Raw genomic sequence first — 16,765 nt, 5'->3', positions numbered from 1 at the left:
TGGCGCCCGGGATCAGTCTTTGACTGCCACGGTATCCGTCTTTTCACCCGGTACCGGGAAGCCGCGATCGCGCATCAGTGCGTCGATCTCGGCATCGCGGCCGCGGAAGGCGCGGTAGGCGTCCGCCGGGTCGATGGCGTTGCGCGGTGCGAAAAGGTATTTCACCAGCTTGCCGGCAACTTCTTCATCGTAGAAACCACCGTCCGCCTCGGCGAAGGCTTCCGCCGCGTCGGAGGTCAGCACGTCCGCCCACATATAGCCGTAGTAACCGGCGGAGTAACCCTCACCGGAGAAGATATGGCCGAAGTGCGGGCTGCGGTGGCGCATGACCAGTTCATCCGGCATACCCAGCCCTTCCAGGGTCTCGCGCTCGAACGCATCCGGGTCGATGTTTTCCGGATCGGCGGTGTGGTACTTCATATCCACCAGCGCGGAAGCCAGGTACTCGGTGGTGGCGAAGCCCTGGTTGAAGGTGGCGGCCTTCTTGATCTTGGCTACCAGCGCCTCCGGAATCGGCTCACCGGTCTTGTAGTGCACCAGGTAGTTGTCGATCACCGCGTCGGTGGACAGCCAGCGCTCCAGCAACTGCGACTGGAACTCGGTGTAGTCGCGCACACCGCCGTTCAGGGTCGGGTAGGTGACGTTGGAGGCCAGGAAGTGCAGCGCGTGGCCGAACTCGTGGAAGAAAGTGCTGGCATCGTCCCAGCTCACCAGCACCGGCTCGCCCGGGGCGCTTTTGATGAAGTTGGAGTTGTTGGAGGCCAGTACCGTCTTCTTGCCGTCGAAGGTGGTGTGGTCGCGGTACATGGTGGCCCAGGCACCGGAGCGCTTGCCGGAACGCGCAAACGGATCCAGGTACCAGAGGCCGATGTGCTCGCCGGAAGTTTTGTCGGTCACTTCCCAGACTTTCACGTCCTCGTGGAAGACCGGCACACTGCCCTCCTCTACCGGGGTGAACTCGAAGTTGAACAGTTCGCCGGCCACGTAGAACATCGCCTCGCGCAGCTTGTCCAGTTGCAGGTACTGCTTCACTTCATCGGAGTTCAGGTCGTACTTGGCCTTGCGGACTTTTTCCGCGTAGTAGCGGTAGTCCCAGGGCTCGATGGTGATATCGGCACCTTCCTCATCCGCCACCGCCTGCATATCCGCGACTTCTTCCTTCACTCGGGCAACGGCAGCGGGCCATACGGCTTCCATCAACTCCATGGCATTTTCAGGATTCTTGGCCATGCGGTCCTGCAGGCGCCACTGGGCATAGTTGTCGAAGTCCAGCAGGCCCACGCGCTCGTCGCGCAGTTTCAGGATCTCGGCGATGATGGCGTTGTTGTCGTGCTCGTCGCCGTTGTCGCCGCGGCTGTAGTAGTTATTCCAGACCTGCTCGCGCAGTTCGCGGTTGTCGGAATAGGTCAGGAAGGGATCCATGGAAGAGCGGGTATTCGTGATCGCATACTTGCCCTTCTCGCCCTTTTCCTCCGCCAGTGCCGCCGCGGCGTCGACGAAGGATTCCGGCAGGCCGCCCAACTGATCTTCGTTCAGGAAGATATCGTAGCCCTCTTCGTCCGCCAGCACATTGTTGGCGAAATCGGTGTAGAGCTCGGCCAGGCGCTGGTTGATTTTTGCGTAGCGCTTCTTCGCCTCGCCTTTCAGGGTTGCGCCGTTGTTGGCAAATTCGTTGTAGATCAGCTCGACGACGCGCTTCTGCTCGCTGTCCAGGTCGGAATCGTTGCGCGCGTCATAGACCGCCTTGACCCGCTGGAACAGTTCGCCGTTCTGGGTAATCTTTGACTTGAAGTTGGCAAGCTTGGGGGCCATCTCCTGCTGGACTTTGCGGAATTCCGGCGAGGAATTGTTGGAGCTCCAGATACCGTAGTAGGCGAACACACGGTCCAGCTCGGAACCACTGCGCTCGAGGGCGGCGATGGTATTCTCGAAAGTCGGGCCCATCGGGTTGGCGGTGATGGCGTCGATCTCCGCCAGGTTGTCTGCCATGGCCTTTTCCAGCGCCGGCTTCAGGTCCGCAACCTGCATTTTGTCAAAGGCCGGTACGCCGCCGTAGGGACCGGTCCACTCGGCCAGAAGCGGGTTGCCTGCAACTGCCGCAGTCTCCGTCTCCGCGGCTTTGGTCGCCTGCTCCTGGGTCGACTGGGCCTGTCCGGCCTCTTTACCGCAACCGGCTGCAGCTGCCAGTGCGGCAGCAACCGATAGCGCGATCATTGTCTGACGCATCGGGGTTCTCCTCTGTATTTGTAGTTTCCCACTTTGTAATCGCCCGAGTTTAACCGGACTGTTACCTGCCCCGCCATGCTCCGTAGCGAGATGGCGACACTGTGGCGGCAGACGAACACTTTGGCACGATAAACATCTCCCCTACCCCTGACTGACCGAAGATTCTGCGACGGGACTGGCTACGGTGATGCCTTACGCAAGTTGATAACGACTTGTTAAGTGCATTCTTTCAACAAGCGTTGAAAAAGCAGACAGGCCGGAGTCCGCGGTGCGAACTCCGGCTGATTGTCGTTCAATGGGGAAATCCCGGTCGAGATCTAGTGGATCGTGCGTAGCATCACGCCGGCTGTCGGCGAAGATCCTCGACAATGGTGCCGGCTCGCAGCAGCTCTTCCTCGTGGCCAGGTTCGCGCCAGGTTTCCCGCAGCCCGGCGGAGATCCACTCCGCCATTGCCGGCAGCGCCAGGATACGCTCCATATAAGCCGTGGCCTCGGCGCTCAGGTGCAGGCCGAAGTTGGTCGCGCGTATGGCCACCGGTGCGAAGAATGCGTCCACCGCGGTGAATTCCCCACCGGCCAGGAAGGGGCCGCCGAAGCGGGCCAGCCCCTCGCACCAGAGTTCGTCGATACGATCGATATCCTTCTGCAGCGTCGGCGGGATTTCCCTGAGCTCGACTTTCACGCCGCAGTTCATCGAGCAGATATCCCGCAGTGCGCCGAACCCCGCGTGCATCTCCGCCGCCGCACAGCGCGCCCAGGCACGGGCGCCCTGCTCTGCCGGCCACACTTGCGGATGGCTTTCGGCCAGGTATTCGACGATCGCCAACGATTCCCAGACCCGGGTGTCGCCGTCCACCAGGCACGGAACCAGGCCATTGGGAGCAAACTCGCGGAATTTCTCCCAACTGCCGCCCTCATCGAAGGTAACCAGTTGTTCGTCGAAGGGGATCTGCAACTGGCGCAGCAGAACCCAGGGTCGCAGGGACCAGGAGGAGTAGTTTTTGTTGGCTATGTAGAGCTGGTACATGGGCACCCCCAGGGTTTTGCTTGAGACATGGATGGAATCTCTTCCCCGGCGGGTTGCCGCACCTTGCGGTTGGGTCTTTGGGACGCGCTGGCGGCGGGGCCGGGTTGTCGCTTTCGGGTTTGTTGTCGCCCCTTCGGGGCGATTGCCGAGCTGGAGCTCGGCGCACCCGGGGCGGAGCTGGAGCTCCGCGGTCCCGGGATCAGCTGCGGCCGGCGCGGAGCCATTCGGCGGCGTTGAAGGCCAGCTCGAGTACCTGGTCGGCGTTCAGGCGCGGATCGCACTGGGTGCGGTAGCAGCTCGCCAGGTCCGCCTCGGAAATATCCCAGGCGCCGCCGGTGCACTCGGTGACATGCTGGCCGGTCATCTCCAGGTGGATGCCGCCCGGGTGGCTGCCCTCGGCGCGGTGCACGGCGAAGAAGTCGCGGATCTCGCGCAGGATTTTGTCGAAGTTGCGGGTCTTGTAGCCGCTGCTGGCCTTGACCGTGTTGCCGTGCATCGGGTCGGTGCTCCAGACCACGCTGCGCCCTTCGCGCTGTACTGCCTGCACCAATGCCGGCAATTTTTCGCCCAGGGTGTCGGCGCCCATACGCGTGATCAGGGTCAGGCGGCCGGCCTCGTTGTTGGGGTTCAATTTGTCGGTCAGGCGCAGCAGTTCGTCCGGCTGCATGTTCGGCCCCACCTTGACGCCGATCGGGTTCCAGACGCCGGACAGGAATTCCACGTGGGCGCCGTCCAGCTGCCTTGTGCGCTCGCCGATCCACAGCATGTGCGCCGAGCAGTCGTACCATTTGCCGGTGAGGCTGTCGGTGCGGGTCAGCGCCTGTTCGTAGTCCAGCAGCAGCGCCTCGTGGGAGGTGTAGAGTTCCGTCTCGCGGATCGCCGGCGTGTTGTCGGAGTTGACGCCGCAGACGGCCATGAATTCCAGCGCGTCCTGCAGCCGCTCGGCCAGTTGCGCATACTTTTCCCGCTGCGGATTGTTTTCCAGGAAGCTCAGGTTCCAGCGGTGCACTTCATGCAGGTCGGCGAGACCGCCCTGGGCGAAGGCGCGCAACAGGTTGAGTGTGGCCGCGGACTGGTTGTAGGCGGTCAGCATGCGCTGCGGATCCGGTACCCGGGCCGCCGAGGTGAAATCGATCCCGTTGATGATATCGCCGCGGTAGCTGGGCAGTTCCACGCCGTCGATGATCTCGGTATCCGACGAGCGCGGCTTGGCGTACTGGCCGGCCATGCGCGCGACCTTTACCACGGGCAGGTTGCCGGCAAACGTCAGTACCACGGCCATCTGCAGCAGCACCTTGAAGGTGTCGCGAATCTTGTTGGCATTGAAGTCTGCGAAGGACTCGGCGCAGTCGCCGCCCTGTAGCAGAAATGCCCTGCCCTCGGCCACCTGCGCCAGGTGCCGGCGCAGTTCGCGTGCCTCGGCGGCGAATACCAGCGGCGGGTAGCCGGACAGTTCACCGGTAACGCTTTCGACCTGTTCGGGGGACCGATAGCTGGGCTGCTGCTTTGCCTCGAAACTGTGCCAGCTTTGCGGGGTCCAGGTTTGGGATGGGGATTCGGACACGGGGGTGGTTACCTCGACTTCCATTTTCGGTGCTTAACTTTCGGATTTTGGGGCTGGTTCGGGAGCCCTCTCCCCCAGCCCCTCTCCCAGAGGGAGAGGGGAGCAATGCGGGGATCAGAGAATAGTGGCGACTGCCTTGCTGAAGTATTCCATATTGCTCTGGCTCAGGCCGGCGATGCTGATGCGGCTGGAGTCTACCATGTAAATGGAAAATTCCCTCTGCAGGCGCTGTACCTGTTCGGCGTTGATCCCCAGGAAGGAGAACATGCCCTTCTGGCGCTGGATAAAGCTGAAGTCGCCATCGGCACCCGCGGCGGCCAGGCTTTCCACGACGCCGGCGCGCAGGCCGTTGATACGCTCGCGCATTTCCGTCAGCTCGGCTTCCCAGTTGGCGCGCAGGCCGGCATCGGTGAGGATGGCCTCGACGATGGCGGCGCCGTGGGACGGCGGCATGGAGTAGTTGCCGCGCACTACGTTCAACATCTGGCTCTGGCCCTTGTCCGCCGCGGCGGCGTCGTTGTAGATCGCCATCGCCAGGCCGACGCGCTCGCGGTAGAGACCAAAGTTCTTGGAACAGGAGGCCGCCACCAGCATTTCCGGCACGGATTCCGCCATCAGGCGCAGGCCCCAGGCATCGTCATTGAGACCGTCGCCGAAGCCCTGGTAGGCCATATCGATGTAGGGGGTAAAGCCCTGCTTTTGCGCCATCTCCACGATCACTTTCCACTGCTCGCGGGACAGGTCCGCGCCGCAGGGGTTGTGGCAGCATGCGTGCAGCAGCACCAGGTCGCCCTCGCCCACATCTTTCAGCGTGTCCACCATCTGGTCGAACAGCAGCGTGGCGCTGGCGCGGTCATAGTAGGGGTAGCTCTTGATTTCCAGGCCGGCGTTGCCGAGCAGCGGGCCATGGTTGGCCCAGGTGGGATCGCTGACCCAGATGGTGGCGCCGGGCCTGGCGCGGTTGACGAATTCCGCCAGCACGCGCAGGGCGCCGCAGCCGCCGGGGGTCTGGGCCGAGCGCACGCGGTTGGCCAACAGCGCCGGGTGGTCGGCACCCAGCACCTGCTCCTGCATGGCGGCGTTGAAACCGGGCGTGCCGGCGGGGCCGATATAGGCCTTGGTCTCTTCGCTCTGCAACAGTCGCGTCTCCGCCTCCTTCACCGCCTGCAATACCGGTGTATGGCCGGACTCGTCCTTGTAGACACCCACGCCCAGGTCGATCTTGTCCGGGTTCTCGTCGGCGCGGTAGGTGGCCAGCAGGCCCAGGATGGGATCCGGCGGCAGACTGCTCAGTTGCTCAAACATCAATAACTCCTGTGAATTCTCTTCCACTCAGTCGATCAGACCGCGGTCGGCCCAGGCCTGGGCGCGGTCCATCAGTTTTTCGATAATGCTGTCCAGCTGCTGGCGCTCTTCCGGGCTCAGGGACGACATCAGGTCGTTCTCGTACTGCTGCGCCAGCGGCACGATGCGTTCGTAGACCTCGCGCCCCAGTTCCGTCAGGTTCAGCACCTGGCGGCGGCGGTCGGACGGATCCTCGCTGCGGGATATGTAGTCGTTCTTGAACAGGGACGATACCGCGCGGCTGATGGCCACCTTGTCCATGGCCGTCTGCTCCACCAGGTCGGCGGCGGAAAGATCCGGAAAGCGCCCCAGGATCGCCATCACGCGCCAGGCGGGAATGGTCAGTTCGAAGCGCGTGCCATAGGCCTGGGCAATGGCGTTGCTCACCCGGTTCGACAGAACCGACAGACGGTAGGGCAGAAACTTCTCCAGGCGCAGATCGTCCTGCGGTACCGCTGCCTGCAAAGAGTTTTCATCAGTTGTCATGCGGCTTACTCACCTGCTGGGCCAGTGGTCGAGCCCGTATTGCTCGTTGCGAACCTTGAAGAAGACGGGCTTGTATCAGGTTACAAATGTAACTAATATTGGTTTCAAATGTAACCACTTATGCCGGAAATTTTCCGGCTCCCGGACCGGACGGGACCAAGTGACAAAATCGGTCGCGCATTATACGGGTTCGGGCGCCATTTTTGGTATCAAATCCCCGATGTGGCGCAAAATATTCGCGCAAGCCTCCGCGCCGGGGCCCTGCGGACACAGCTCAGATCAAAAGGATAATTTATGGAACTTCACGGCTACTTCCGCTCCTCCGCCAGCTACCGGGTCCGCCTGGGCCTGAACCTCAAGGGGCTGCGGTACGATTACAGGCCGGTAAACCTGCTCAAGGGCGAGCAGCGCGGTGACGACTACCGCCAGCTGAATCCGCAGGGGCTGGTTCCCGCGCTGGTGGACGGCGACAGCGTGCTGACCCAATCGCTGGCGATTCTGGAATGGCTCGACGAAGTCCACCCGGAACCCGCGCTGCTGCCGGCGGATCCCGTCGAACGCGCCCGCATCCGCGCCCTGGCCTACAACCCGGCCTGCGATATCCAGCCGATCCAGAACCTGCGCGTACTGCGCTATCTGCAATCGGAGTACGGGATCAGCGACGAGCAGAAAAAGGGCTGGATTCAGCACTGGATCCACGAGGGCTTCGGCGCTCTGGAACGGCAGCTGGATCCGAAACCGTTCGCCGCCGGCGAGCAGCCCGGGCTGTTCGAGTGTTGCCTGGTTCCGCAAATCTACAGCGCCGAACGCTTCGGGATGGATATCGCCGAGTACCCGGCCATTCACCGGATCTCGCAGGCCTGCGCGGAAATTCCGGCGTTTGTCGAGGCGCGGCCGGAGAAGCAGCCAGACAGCACGCTGTAAAGGCCCTGGCACCTCGCCGTAAATTGACTTCGCGGCAGGGTGCCGCCGCGCCCACCGGTACCACCGGAAGCCGGGCTCGGTGCACCCTACGAAAAAGCAATTCCGCCTGGCATCTACTCCGTTTCTTTCCGCACCCCGAGGGCCTCCTTGAAAGTCAATGTGCGATAGGGGAACGGAATCTCGATACCCGCCTCATCCAGCGCCTTCTTGATCGCGGTGACGATTTCCCCTTTCGATTCCCGGACCGCAAACGGCGTAGAGCCAGTCCACCAGGTGACTTCGATATCGATACTGCTGTCACCGAACCCCTTCGGAAAGACCTGTATCTGTTCGTCTTCGCGCACGGTTTTGCAGGCCTCGACCGCCTTCTGGATCACTGCCACTGCCCCCGCGACATCCTCGCCGTAGGCGACGCCGACCGTGATACTCACGCGCCGTTTGATCCGGTTGGTGAGAATTTCGCAGGGATTCTTGAACAGGAAGAGATTCGGCACCACCACCAGTTCACCAGTCGTCCTGCGGATGGTGGTATTGCGTACCTCGACGGATTCAACGCGGCCGGTGACTTCCTCGCACTCGATCACATCCCCTTCCTCAAACGGGAAACGCCACAGGATCAGGATGCCGGCGAAGAAGTTCTCGAAGATATCCTTGAACGCCAGGCCGATAGCGATGGACAGCAGCCCCACCGCGCCTAGTGCCTTGGCGGGCGTCAGGCCGGGAAAGAGCACCATGGCGGCAAACAGCAACCCCAGGATCCAGATAACGATGGTCAGGAGGCGGACGAACAGATCCTGCAGTGACTTGCGCGATGTGGTCCGGCGGAAGAGATGGCTGCCGAAACGACGCAGCAGGAGCACGATCACGAGGGTAGCGGACAGCACCATCAGGCTCGCAATCACATACGGCGTGTGGCCGAGGAAGCCGGTCCAGATCCGGTCCAGCGAGCCCACTACCGTATCCGTGGCCTCGGCCACCGTTTCCGGCGCGATTTCTTTCAGCTCGGATTCCCCACCGCCCTCCTCCTGAACCCGGAACAAGAGGCGCGGAACGAGCGTAAAGGCTGTGGTCAACGACTGGGCAAGCACGGGGACCGCCACTCCATTTGCGAGAAGGTCCCTGTTATATAGCCGATGCAGACCGCCCCGACGAGGCGGTGCCAAATTTCGGTGGCGCGGAGCACATCAGGAGACGGGCAGTTGCGCAAGAAAGAAATCTCGCAGGTTCTCTCCCATTACCTTGCGGATTTCGGTTTCGCTGAATCCCTGTTTCAGCATTTCATCCGTCAGCAGGCCCAGCTCGCTGGCATCGAATGCGACCTCGACACTGCCGTCGTAATCCGACCCCAGCGCCACATGCTCCACCCCCAGTAGATCGATCGCGTAGCGGATGGTCTTGACGATATGCTGCGGGCTGTTGTCGCAGACCGCGCCCTCCCAGTAGCCGACACCGACCAGGCCGCCGGCGGCCGCAACTTCCCGCATCAGTTCATCGCTGATATTGCGCGGCGAATCGCACAGGCCCCTAAAGCCGGTGTGGGACAGGATCAGCGGGCGTTCGACCATCGCCAACACATCCCGCACCACCTGCTCGGACGAGTGGGCGATGTCGATGACGATAGAACGCCGCTCCATTTCCCGCACCGCGGCACGGCCGAACCCGGTGAGCCCGGCACCGCTCTCGCCGTGCAGGGAGCCGCCCAGCTCATTATCGAAAAAGTGTTGCAACCCCATCACCCGGTAGCCGGCATCGTAGAGCGCGCCGATATTGTCCAGCTCGCCCTCCAGCGGGTGGGCGCCCTCGGTACCGAGAATGGCCGCCAGCTGTTCACTGCCTTCCGCACGCTTCTGCAGTACCTCGTCCAGGTCGGCGCCGCTGCGCACCACAGCGATCTGCTCCGGCGCCCGCTCCTCCAACCCGGTCACCCGCCCGGCGTGGTACAGCGCGCGCTGCAGCAGGCTACCCCAAGTGCGCGGCGGCCAGGCCTGGGCCACCGCCAGCAGGGTGATATTGTCGCCGGCGTCACTGGAGTTCTGATCGTAGTTCTGGCCCCGGGGCGATTTGGTCACCGACGTGAACACCTGAATCGCCAGGTTGCCCCGCCGCGCCCTGGGCAGATCCACATGCCCATAATCGGCCTCGCGCCGCAGATCGCGGGCCCAGAGGAAACTGTCCGCGTGCAGATCGCCGACCAACAGGCTTTCGTGGAGCCGGGCGGCCCCCGCGGAGACGGGGGGATACTCGTCCGGTCCATCGCGGGTATTGCGGGCCTTTTCGATACCGGGCAACAGCAACCACTGCCAGCCGCTGAACAATACCAGTGCCAGAATGGTCAACAGGGGGAGGATTTTTTTCATGATGGATCTCGTGGCCTGTTATTCTGAAGCTACAGTATCCACAGGCACCCATCGCCGCAATAACGGATCATAAGAATACCGGGGACTTTTTGTGACAGGAATCTATCGCACTCTTCGCAACATGCCGCTGTCGGCGATGCTGCTCTGCTTTCTCGTAGCGCTGACCGGCGGCTGTGCCGCACTTTCGCCAAACTTCCAGAAACCGGAAGTGGAGGTCACCTCGATCGAGCCGCTGCCCGCCGCGGCCGGCAACAACCTGCGCTTCCGCATCCACCTCAGGGTGTTCAATCCCAACAATTCCGAGCTGGCGCTGTCGGGCCTCTACTACACCCTGCACCTGGCCGGCCACAAGGTGCTCACCGGCACCTCCAGCGATCTGCCGCCGATTGCGCCCTACGGGCAGGACGATATCGTCGTGGACGCGACCGCGAGCCTGGTGGGCTCCGTCTTTGCTGCGATGGACCTGATCGGCAGCCGGCGGGACACGGTTCCCTACGAACTGGAAGCGAAGCTGGGGTTGCGCCGGTCGATAGTGCCGTCGATTACCGTGCGCAAGGAGGGGGAAGTCAATCTGGACCAGCGGATGTAACCGCAAATCCCGTGTTTGCTCCGATGGAACCGGGCCGCTGCGGGCCGGGCGAACCCTGTATTCGCCCGCAGAACCCCCGGCGCTTTCGCCCGCAGAACCCCCGGCGCTAGCGCCGGGCGGCAAGGATGCCGCCGGTCATGGCGGCCAGGGAGGAGAGAATGCCGACACCCACCAGGCTGTAGAGGCTGATGGACTGCTGCAGCGCCTCCATCCAGACCCGGTCGAACGGGAACTGCCAGGCGACGATCGCCGAGGCGGCCACCACGGCGCCGTACTGGAAGCGGGCGGCGCGGCGCTCGGAACGCCGGGATGGCGCAGGCAGCTGCTCCATGACCTGCTCGCAGAAACCATCGTTGTCCAGGTAGGGCTCGTGGAACTGCAACTGCTGGCTGAGCCAGGCGTCGAAGTCCGGATCCTTTCCCTCGATTGCTGTATCGCTCAAGGTATCCACCCTGTTGTCCCGCCGATTGCGGTGTCGATCAAAGCTGGCCACTGACTACCTCCTCGCGCCACGCCTGCAGAAGCGTCTGCAATTTGGCCCGCGCGCGATTGACATGGGATTTTACCGTCCCCAGGGGCAGCTTCATGATACTCGCCGCCTCCTCGTGGGAAAAGCCGCGCTGCATGCACAGGTGCACTGCCTGGCGCTGGGCCTCACTGAGCTCCTTCATGGCCGAGTCCAGGTCCCGCGCCATGCCCAACTGCTGGGCCTCCTCCACGCTCTCTTCCGAGCGGGCGCGGTCCACCGCCTCCTGGTCGACATCCGGCGCCTTCTTGCGCTTGTGGCTCATGACGAGATTGTAGGCGATGCGGTACAGCCAGGTGCTGAAACGCGCATCCCCACGAAATGCCGGCAGCGCCTTGTAGGCCTTGATGAAGGCCTCCTGCGCCATGTCGTCGGCCAGGCCCCGGTCGCCATCGCACAGCTGGCGGAGCGAGAATCGCAGCTGTGACTGATAGCGCCGGACCAACTGGGCGTAGGCCCGCTGGTCCCCGTCGACGACGCGCCGGATCAAATCCCCGTCATTGAGGTCCATATACCGCTGTCCCTAGCCCGCCTGAGTGCTCTGGTTGTCTAGCTTCCAGTTGATAAAACGGGCCAGGCCGATAAACAGCGGTATCAGGCCGAGGCTGCCGACGTCGATACCGGCAGTGATGGTAAGCCAGATGAAGAGCGCCAGGCCGACGGCGATCAGGGTAAAACCGCGGTCTTTCATGTTCCGGGGGGACTCCCCTTCCATGGCATCCAGCAGCTCCGGCGGAATATCGCGGCCCTCGGCCACCATGCGGTTGATATTGTCCATCAGCAGCTGTTTCTTGCGGTAGCTGTTGCGGGTCACCAGCCACACGATCAGGATCGGGGTTCCGAAGGACGCGATGATGGCGACGATGGGAATCAGCACATCTTCCGCATCGAAATTGAAGTTGTCCCCGTGACCGCCATGCTCCCCGAAGTCCCCATCGAGTTCGCCGGAGATACCGATACTGATATTCCTCGGCACACTGTCCATGGCCCCTTCGACCACCAGGCCCTGCTCGTTCAGGATGCCTTTGCGCTCCAGTTGCTGATAGATCTCGCCGGCCAATTTGCCGCCGAACTCCTCGCCCAGGTCCACCTCGACATCGGTGCGCTGGCCGTCGTCGTCCCGGGCACGGATACGCAGGGTGCCATCCTCACCGCGGGTGATGCGCACCTGCTTGTCCGCTTCGGGGGGGGCCGGCGCCTCTGCCGGCGCCGGTGGCTCCGGCATAGGCACCGAATCGCTGTCCTGCGCCCAGCCGGTGGCCAGGCTCAAAGCCGCCAGCAGGCCTATCAGCCAGCGGGCAGCAATACCGTGGTGATGTTCGTTTCTCGCTCTCATTTTTGTGCTCTCTAGTGATGTTGCTACTGTTGTTGCAGAGTCACTGTGCCCGGGACGCGGCCAGCAGTGTGTCGGCCCACAGCGCCGGCGCCTCCTCCGCCGCTATCCACACCGGGTAGCGGGGTCCGCTCTCCTTTTCTGTTTTCTCTTGCCCTTCTCCATCCCCGCACGCCTCGAGCTTGCGGGAGAAGGACTCCTCCACCTTCCGGGTCAGTTGCCGCTGGACCTCCTCGATGGGCGGGGAGAGTTCCGCTCCCCCCGCCTGCAGGCCCCAGGCCATCAGGGCAGCGGCAACGCAAAATTGTACCTTTTTCAAACATCCTGTATCAGGGGTTACCATGGTCGCCTCCAGATCAATGTCCCTGTATGCCCTTATGACGGCACGGAATCCGCATCTGGATGCAGCCACCCTGAAAATTGAACGAGATTTCCCCATGTCCCAGCCCGCCGAGGTACTGAAATTCTGGTTTGGCAGCACACAGCTCGACGCGACCGTCGAGCCGCTCTACCGCCAGCGCTGGTTCACCCGCAGTGATGCCTTCGATAACCGCATCGAGGAAGACTTCGGCCCCCAGGTGGAAGCCGCCCTCGCCGGCGAACTGGATGGCTGGCGCGGCAGCCCGGGGGGAGAGATGGCGCTGATCCTGCTGTGCGACCAGTTCACCCGCAATATCTACCGCGGCAGCCAGCAGGCCTTCGCCGGCGATCCGCTGGCGCGGGAGCTGGCGCTGGCCGCCATCGAACGCGGCGACGACAGAAAGATGGGGCTCTACCAGCGAGCCTTCCTCGGCATGCCGCTGGAACACGGCGAGAGCCCGCAGATGCAGGCCCGCTCTGTGGCCTACTTCGACCGGCTGCGCCGGGACTACCCGGACGGTGCCGAGGGCGCCGCGGAGGCAGAGCGCTTCTACCAGTACGCCCTCGCCCATCGGGAGGTGATCGAGGAATTCGGCCGCTACCCCCATCGCAATGCCGCCCTCGGGCGCGACTCGACAGCGGATGAACAGCGGTGGCTGGAACAGGGAGGCGGCTTCTGATGGATCTGCTCGCCTGGGTCTCCCTGGCCGGAATCTGCGCGCTGGGCGCCATGTCCCCCGGCCCCAGCCTGCTGATCGTACTGCGCAGCGCCACTTCCGGGGTGCGCCAGGGCCTCGCCTGCGCCGTCGCCCACGGCGCCGGTATTGCCGTCTACGCCGGGCTCACCGCCTTCGGGCTCGCGGTATTGATCACCCGCTCGCCACTGCTGTTCAGTGCACTGCAGTGGGCCGGCGCGGCCATGCTGATCTACCTGGGCTGGCAGGCGCTGCGCGCACCGGCCCCGAATGCCGATACAGCGAAAGTTCCCGCACCGCAACAGACCGTCGGCCGCGCGGCCCTGCAGGGCTTCGGTGTGGCGTTTCTCAATCCGAAAGTGGCAGTGTTCTTTACCGCACTGTTCAGCCAGTTCGTCAACGAGCAGCAACTGCTGTCCACAAAACTGGGAATGGCGGCACTGGCCGCCGGTATCGACAGCGGCTGGTACTGCATCGTCGCCCTGGCGATCCGGGCCGGGCGCAACCGGAGCTGGATAAGCAACAGGGCCGGACACCGCCTGCAGCAGGTTTTCGGCCTTCTACTGCTGGGACTGGCCGCGCGCCTGCTGCTCACAATCTGATCTCTCCACAGGCCGAATCCTTTCCGGCAGACAAAAAGAAGGCCCGTCATGGGGAATGCGGGCCTCAACGTCTTACTGCGGGGTTGGAGCCGACTGCCTTCAAGGGGGTAGGAAGGGAAAACAGCCGGCTACCAACCCCATTATGGCAGTTGCTCCCCCGCCCCGCAGGCGGGCTATCGCATCCCCGCCTCCACTTGTCGCACACCGACAGGATTCCCCGGACCGCTTGACACTGAATAAACATACAGATACTGTACATCCATACAAGCCAAGTTAAGAAGAACCGGAGGCACAAATGGCCGTTGTAGCTGTATGGAAATGCGATAGAGACGGAGCAATGTTCGACAACAAAAAAGAAGCCGAAGAACACGACAAAATGCTGGAGCTGGCCGCCAATATCACCTCGCTGGTCGAGCGCCATATTGACGGCATTTCCGAGGGCGTGGGCGAGGAAATTGGCCTGCTACTGGCCAGGCGCCGCGAAGTACTGGCCAAAGCCTGTAAAGGCAAGCCGGAGATACTGCTGAAAGAGGAAGAAGAGGAATCCGCACAAAAAGAGCAGCCGGAAAGCGAAGGCCAGGGTGAAGGCGAGCAAGATGACCGGGTAACACCGCTGGCCGCCAACCAGTAAGCCACCCTTCGATTCAGAAACACCATCCCTGTGTGCCCGGCTCCGCCGGGCTTTTTTTATGGGATTGCCGCGGCGGCCCGCTTTGGGTTCACCCCTGTGAGCAGTTCACGGCAAGCGAAGTCCAACAACCGGGACCTGCGGTATGCACGGGGCCAATCCATTGCCCTCTCCCCCGGCCCCACTGGCGTGCGCCATCCTTGGCGCACGGCCTTCGGCCAGCCAAAGCTGCCCAAATCCGTTCCCGACGGATTTGTCCCGGAGGGAGAGGGTTAGAGCCTGCCCCGGACTTGATCCGGGGGAGAGGGGGCGAACCGCCCCCATCAGGCCGCCGCCCCGACCGCCATACCGATATTGACCCCCGCCAGCATGATGATCACCGCCCAGCTTGCCGCCGTGCCGATAAAACGCCCCGGGTGATAGCCGCCCTGGCTCGCGGTCAGGCCGTAGGCATGCAGCAGTCGCGCCAGGACGAAAATCCCCCCCAGCAGGTGCAACCAGGCAGCGCCGAGTCCATTCAGTTCCGCCAGCAACAACAGCAACAGGGCGACGGGGATATACTCGATCGCATTGGCGTGGGCGCGGATCAACACCTGCCCACGGTGCTGGCCGCCACTGCCCAGGCCGACTTTTTCCGAACGACGGAAAACAACGATGCGAAACGCCAGCGCGATGATCAGCAGTGCGCAAAGGCCGGCGTAGAGGGAAGTGATATGGGCCATTTGGATCTCCCTGTTTGTTGCCTGCGGGGCAGCTCCCTGCGGGAACTGCCCCATTGCCGCGACGGTGTCGCCGAATCAGAACCGGTACCAGTGCTCGTGCCCCTGCTCCGGCTTCAGGTAGCGGTCTCTCAGGCGCGTGGAACGGGTCACCAGTGACTGCGGTTCGCCGCCGATCAGCAACTGTTCCGGGAAGCTGGTGACCTCCAGCGGATCGCCGTTCCAGATGGCGATATCGCCCACGGCACCGGGCTCGATAACGCCACCCTCGATGCCGAAAATCCCGGCGACGTTGGTGCTGATGGCCTTGAGCCCCGCTTCGTACGGCAGGCCGTAGGCCACCGCATTCCCGGCCGATTGGCGCGACAGGTAGGTGTTGTGTGTACCGGCATAGCCCGGTGCGGAGATGGCCAGCGTGACGCCGGCCTCGTGCAACAGCGCCGCGTTGTCGAAGCGCGCCCCCAGGCTGGAGAAGGAGATCGGCAGGTTGTCGATTGCATCGATCACCACCGGCACACCGGCAGCGGCCAGTTGATCGGCCACCATCCAGCCCTCGGCCGCACCCTGGACAATCAACTCCAGCTCGAACTGCTCCGCGAGATCGATGACTGCGAGAATATCGCTGGCGCGATTGACGGTAACCAGCAACGGCTGTTCGCCGTCGATCACCGGCTGCAAGGCCTCCAGGTCGGCGGCGGAATGATTGAGCGTGCGCCAGTCTCCGCGGCGGATGGCATCCCGGTGATCCCGGTATTCGGCGGCCTCTCGCAGTGCGCTTTTCACCTTGGCGAAGGCACTGGCACGGCTGCCACCGGCCAGTTGACCGCCGGCCTCGCCCAGATAGGCTTTCTGCGCCAGGTCCGTGGCGACGACACTGTCGAATTCGCCGTTGAGTTCAATCGCAAAGCTGCGTCCGGCAAACACCCGCTGTGGATCGCCGACACCCTCGCCCCACAAGCTGATTCCCGGAAACACCAGCGCGCGGGTAACGCCGCCGGCGCGATTGAAAGGAATCAGGGTGGATTTGGGATTGAAGGCCGGCATCGGGTCGAAGGCGCTGCCGATACTCTCGCCGGTTACCGCATAGTCGTTGGTGTCGCTTGCAGCACCGATTTCGGTCAGGCCCAGTTCGCTGACCGGCGCGATCACGCCCGGCGTAACCACCTTTCCGGACGCATCGATGGTCCTGTCGGCGGACAGGTCCAGCGACGGTCCCACCGCTTCCACGCGACCGTCGCGCAACAGGATATCCGCCGTCTCGAGGCTGCCGGCTTCACCCAGCGTATGTACCTTCCCGCCCGTGATCAGCAGGGTTTCCGCCTGCAGTTGGGGGGCCGCCACACCCAGTAACAGGGCGCAACTCATCGCTATTTTCCTGACCATCT

At 63.1% G+C, this 16,765-nt stretch carries 18 protein-coding genes; 5 read left to right on the top strand and 13 right to left on the bottom strand.

Features of this window, described 5'->3' with window-relative positions:
• Positions 1-12 precede the first annotated feature (12 nt).
• The 5 genes from OQE62_RS11260 to OQE62_RS11240 form a co-directional block, all read right to left on the bottom strand.
• Entirely contained in the window at positions 13-2,226 is a 2,214-nt protein-coding gene (locus tag OQE62_RS11260; protein WP_265722132.1) for a M3 family metallopeptidase, read from the bottom strand.
• A gap of 337 nt (positions 2,227-2,563) precedes the next feature.
• Complete coding sequence (locus OQE62_RS11255) at positions 2,564-3,253, bottom strand: glutathione S-transferase family protein (protein WP_265722131.1); 690 nt, start codon at positions 3,251-3,253, stop codon at positions 2,564-2,566.
• Positions 3,254-3,452: 199 nt separating this feature from the next.
• Positions 3,453-4,817 (bottom strand): class II 3-deoxy-7-phosphoheptulonate synthase, encoded by a 1,365-nt coding sequence (locus OQE62_RS11250; protein ID WP_265722130.1) that lies wholly within the window; start codon positions 4,815-4,817, stop codon positions 3,453-3,455.
• 114 nt (positions 4,818-4,931) lie between these two features.
• Complete coding sequence (locus OQE62_RS11245) at positions 4,932-6,122, bottom strand: amino acid aminotransferase (RefSeq protein ID WP_265722129.1); 1,191 nt, start codon at positions 6,120-6,122, stop codon at positions 4,932-4,934.
• 27 nt (positions 6,123-6,149) lie between these two features.
• Positions 6,150-6,647: a MarR family winged helix-turn-helix transcriptional regulator gene (locus OQE62_RS11240; RefSeq protein ID WP_265722128.1), complete on the bottom strand. Its 498-nt coding sequence runs from the start codon at positions 6,645-6,647 to the stop codon at positions 6,150-6,152.
• Between the two features lie 294 nt (positions 6,648-6,941).
• Between OQE62_RS11240 and maiA the strand changes: the two genes are divergently transcribed.
• Positions 6,942-7,571 carry a maleylacetoacetate isomerase gene (maiA, locus tag OQE62_RS11235; RefSeq protein ID WP_265722127.1) on the top strand — a complete coding sequence of 210 codons (630 nt, stop codon included), beginning with the start codon at positions 6,942-6,944 and terminating at the stop codon, positions 7,569-7,571.
• Between the two features lie 113 nt (positions 7,572-7,684).
• On the opposite strand, the gene OQE62_RS11230 is transcribed toward maiA, so the two are convergent.
• Together OQE62_RS11230 and OQE62_RS11225 are read right to left on the bottom strand one after the other, a co-directional pair.
• Entirely contained in the window at positions 7,685-8,659 is a 975-nt protein-coding gene (locus tag OQE62_RS11230) for a mechanosensitive ion channel family protein (protein ID WP_265722126.1), read from the bottom strand.
• Positions 8,660-8,755: 96 nt separating this feature from the next.
• Entirely contained in the window at positions 8,756-9,928 is a 1,173-nt protein-coding gene (locus OQE62_RS11225; RefSeq protein WP_265722125.1) for a dipeptidase, read from the bottom strand.
• A gap of 91 nt (positions 9,929-10,019) precedes the next feature.
• Between OQE62_RS11225 and OQE62_RS11220 the strand changes: the two genes are divergently transcribed.
• Positions 10,020-10,517, top strand: coding sequence for an LEA type 2 family protein (locus OQE62_RS11220; protein ID WP_265722124.1), 498 nt, complete (start codon positions 10,020-10,022; stop codon positions 10,515-10,517).
• 106 nt (positions 10,518-10,623) lie between these two features.
• Here the strand turns inward: OQE62_RS11220 and OQE62_RS11215 are convergent, their stop codons facing one another.
• Genes OQE62_RS11215 through OQE62_RS11200 form a run of 4 tightly spaced genes read right to left on the bottom strand, consistent with a single transcriptional unit; the run spans position 10,624 to position 12,695 of the window.
• A complete protein-coding gene (locus OQE62_RS11215) occupies positions 10,624-10,968 on the bottom strand; it encodes a hypothetical protein (RefSeq protein ID WP_265722145.1) in 345 nt (114 codons plus the stop codon).
• Between the two features lie 28 nt (positions 10,969-10,996).
• Positions 10,997-11,554: a sigma-70 family RNA polymerase sigma factor gene (locus OQE62_RS11210; protein ID WP_265722123.1), complete on the bottom strand. Its 558-nt coding sequence runs from the start codon at positions 11,552-11,554 to the stop codon at positions 10,997-10,999.
• Between the two features lie 12 nt (positions 11,555-11,566).
• Positions 11,567-12,379 carry a DUF6249 domain-containing protein gene (locus OQE62_RS11205; RefSeq protein ID WP_265722122.1) on the bottom strand — a complete coding sequence of 271 codons (813 nt, stop codon included), beginning with the start codon at positions 12,377-12,379 and terminating at the stop codon, positions 11,567-11,569.
• Between the two features lie 40 nt (positions 12,380-12,419).
• Positions 12,420-12,695, bottom strand: coding sequence for a hypothetical protein (locus tag OQE62_RS11200; RefSeq protein ID WP_265722121.1), 276 nt, complete (start codon positions 12,693-12,695; stop codon positions 12,420-12,422).
• Between the two features lie 118 nt (positions 12,696-12,813).
• Here OQE62_RS11200 and OQE62_RS11195 point away from each other — a divergent pair, with 118 nt between their 5' ends.
• From OQE62_RS11195 to OQE62_RS11185, 3 genes are all read left to right on the top strand, one after another.
• On the top strand, positions 12,814-13,416 hold the full coding sequence (locus OQE62_RS11195; RefSeq protein WP_265722120.1) for a DUF924 family protein: 603 nt from the start codon (positions 12,814-12,816) through the stop codon (positions 13,414-13,416).
• Positions 13,416-14,033, top strand: a complete 618-nt coding sequence (locus OQE62_RS11190; RefSeq protein WP_265722119.1) for a LysE family translocator — start codon at positions 13,416-13,418, stop codon at positions 14,031-14,033. Before OQE62_RS11195 ends, OQE62_RS11190 begins: the two co-directional genes overlap by 1 nt.
• 295 nt (positions 14,034-14,328) lie before the next feature.
• Positions 14,329-14,664, top strand: a complete 336-nt coding sequence (locus tag OQE62_RS11185; RefSeq protein WP_265722118.1) for a YebG family protein — start codon at positions 14,329-14,331, stop codon at positions 14,662-14,664.
• A 320-nt stretch (positions 14,665-14,984) separates the two neighbouring features.
• Here OQE62_RS11185 and OQE62_RS11180 read toward each other — a convergent pair whose 3' ends face one another.
• Both OQE62_RS11180 and OQE62_RS11175 read right to left on the bottom strand, forming a co-directional pair.
• The gene (locus tag OQE62_RS11180) at positions 14,985-15,383 is read right to left on the bottom strand and encodes an MAPEG family protein (RefSeq protein ID WP_265722117.1); all 399 of its coding nucleotides are present in this window, start codon (positions 15,381-15,383) and stop codon (positions 14,985-14,987) included.
• 75 nt (positions 15,384-15,458) lie between these two features.
• Positions 15,459-16,763, bottom strand: coding sequence for an amidohydrolase family protein (locus tag OQE62_RS11175; protein ID WP_265722144.1), 1,305 nt, complete (start codon positions 16,761-16,763; stop codon positions 15,459-15,461).
• Between the last annotated feature and the right edge of the window lie 2 nt (positions 16,764-16,765).

The sequence above is a fragment of the Microbulbifer halophilus genome, assembly GCF_026183675.1.
Lineage (GTDB): Bacteria > Pseudomonadota > Gammaproteobacteria > Pseudomonadales > Cellvibrionaceae > Microbulbifer > Microbulbifer halophilus.
The sequence above is the reverse complement of the archived record's forward strand: the minus strand, read 5'-3'. Positions and strand labels throughout refer to the sequence as shown.

Coding starts and splice junctions, on each gene's coding strand:
- OQE62_RS11260 (WP_265722132.1), bottom strand. CDS start 2,226: ATGCGTCAGACAATGATCGCGCTATCGGTTGCTGCCGCACTGGCAGCT.
- OQE62_RS11255 (WP_265722131.1), bottom strand. CDS start 3,253: ATGTACCAGCTCTACATAGCCAACAAAAACTACTCCTCCTGGTCCCTG.
- OQE62_RS11245 (WP_265722129.1), bottom strand. CDS start 6,122: ATGTTTGAGCAACTGAGCAGTCTGCCGCCGGATCCCATCCTGGGCCTG.
- OQE62_RS11240 (WP_265722128.1), bottom strand. CDS start 6,647: ATGACAACTGATGAAAACTCTTTGCAGGCAGCGGTACCGCAGGACGAT.
- maiA (WP_265722127.1), top strand. CDS start 6,942: ATGGAACTTCACGGCTACTTCCGCTCCTCCGCCAGCTACCGGGTCCGC.
- OQE62_RS11225 (WP_265722125.1), bottom strand. CDS start 9,928: ATGAAAAAAATCCTCCCCCTGTTGACCATTCTGGCACTGGTATTGTTC.
- OQE62_RS11210 (WP_265722123.1), bottom strand. CDS start 11,554: ATGGACCTCAATGACGGGGATTTGATCCGGCGCGTCGTCGACGGGGAC.
- OQE62_RS11205 (WP_265722122.1), bottom strand. CDS start 12,379: ATGAGAGCGAGAAACGAACATCACCACGGTATTGCTGCCCGCTGGCTG.
- OQE62_RS11195 (WP_265722120.1), top strand. CDS start 12,814: ATGTCCCAGCCCGCCGAGGTACTGAAATTCTGGTTTGGCAGCACACAG.
- OQE62_RS11190 (WP_265722119.1), top strand. CDS start 13,416: ATGGATCTGCTCGCCTGGGTCTCCCTGGCCGGAATCTGCGCGCTGGGC.
- OQE62_RS11185 (WP_265722118.1), top strand. CDS start 14,329: ATGGCCGTTGTAGCTGTATGGAAATGCGATAGAGACGGAGCAATGTTC.
- OQE62_RS11180 (WP_265722117.1), bottom strand. CDS start 15,383: ATGGCCCATATCACTTCCCTCTACGCCGGCCTTTGCGCACTGCTGATC.
- OQE62_RS11175 (WP_265722144.1), bottom strand. CDS start 16,763: ATGGTCAGGAAAATAGCGATGAGTTGCGCCCTGTTACTGGGTGTGGCG.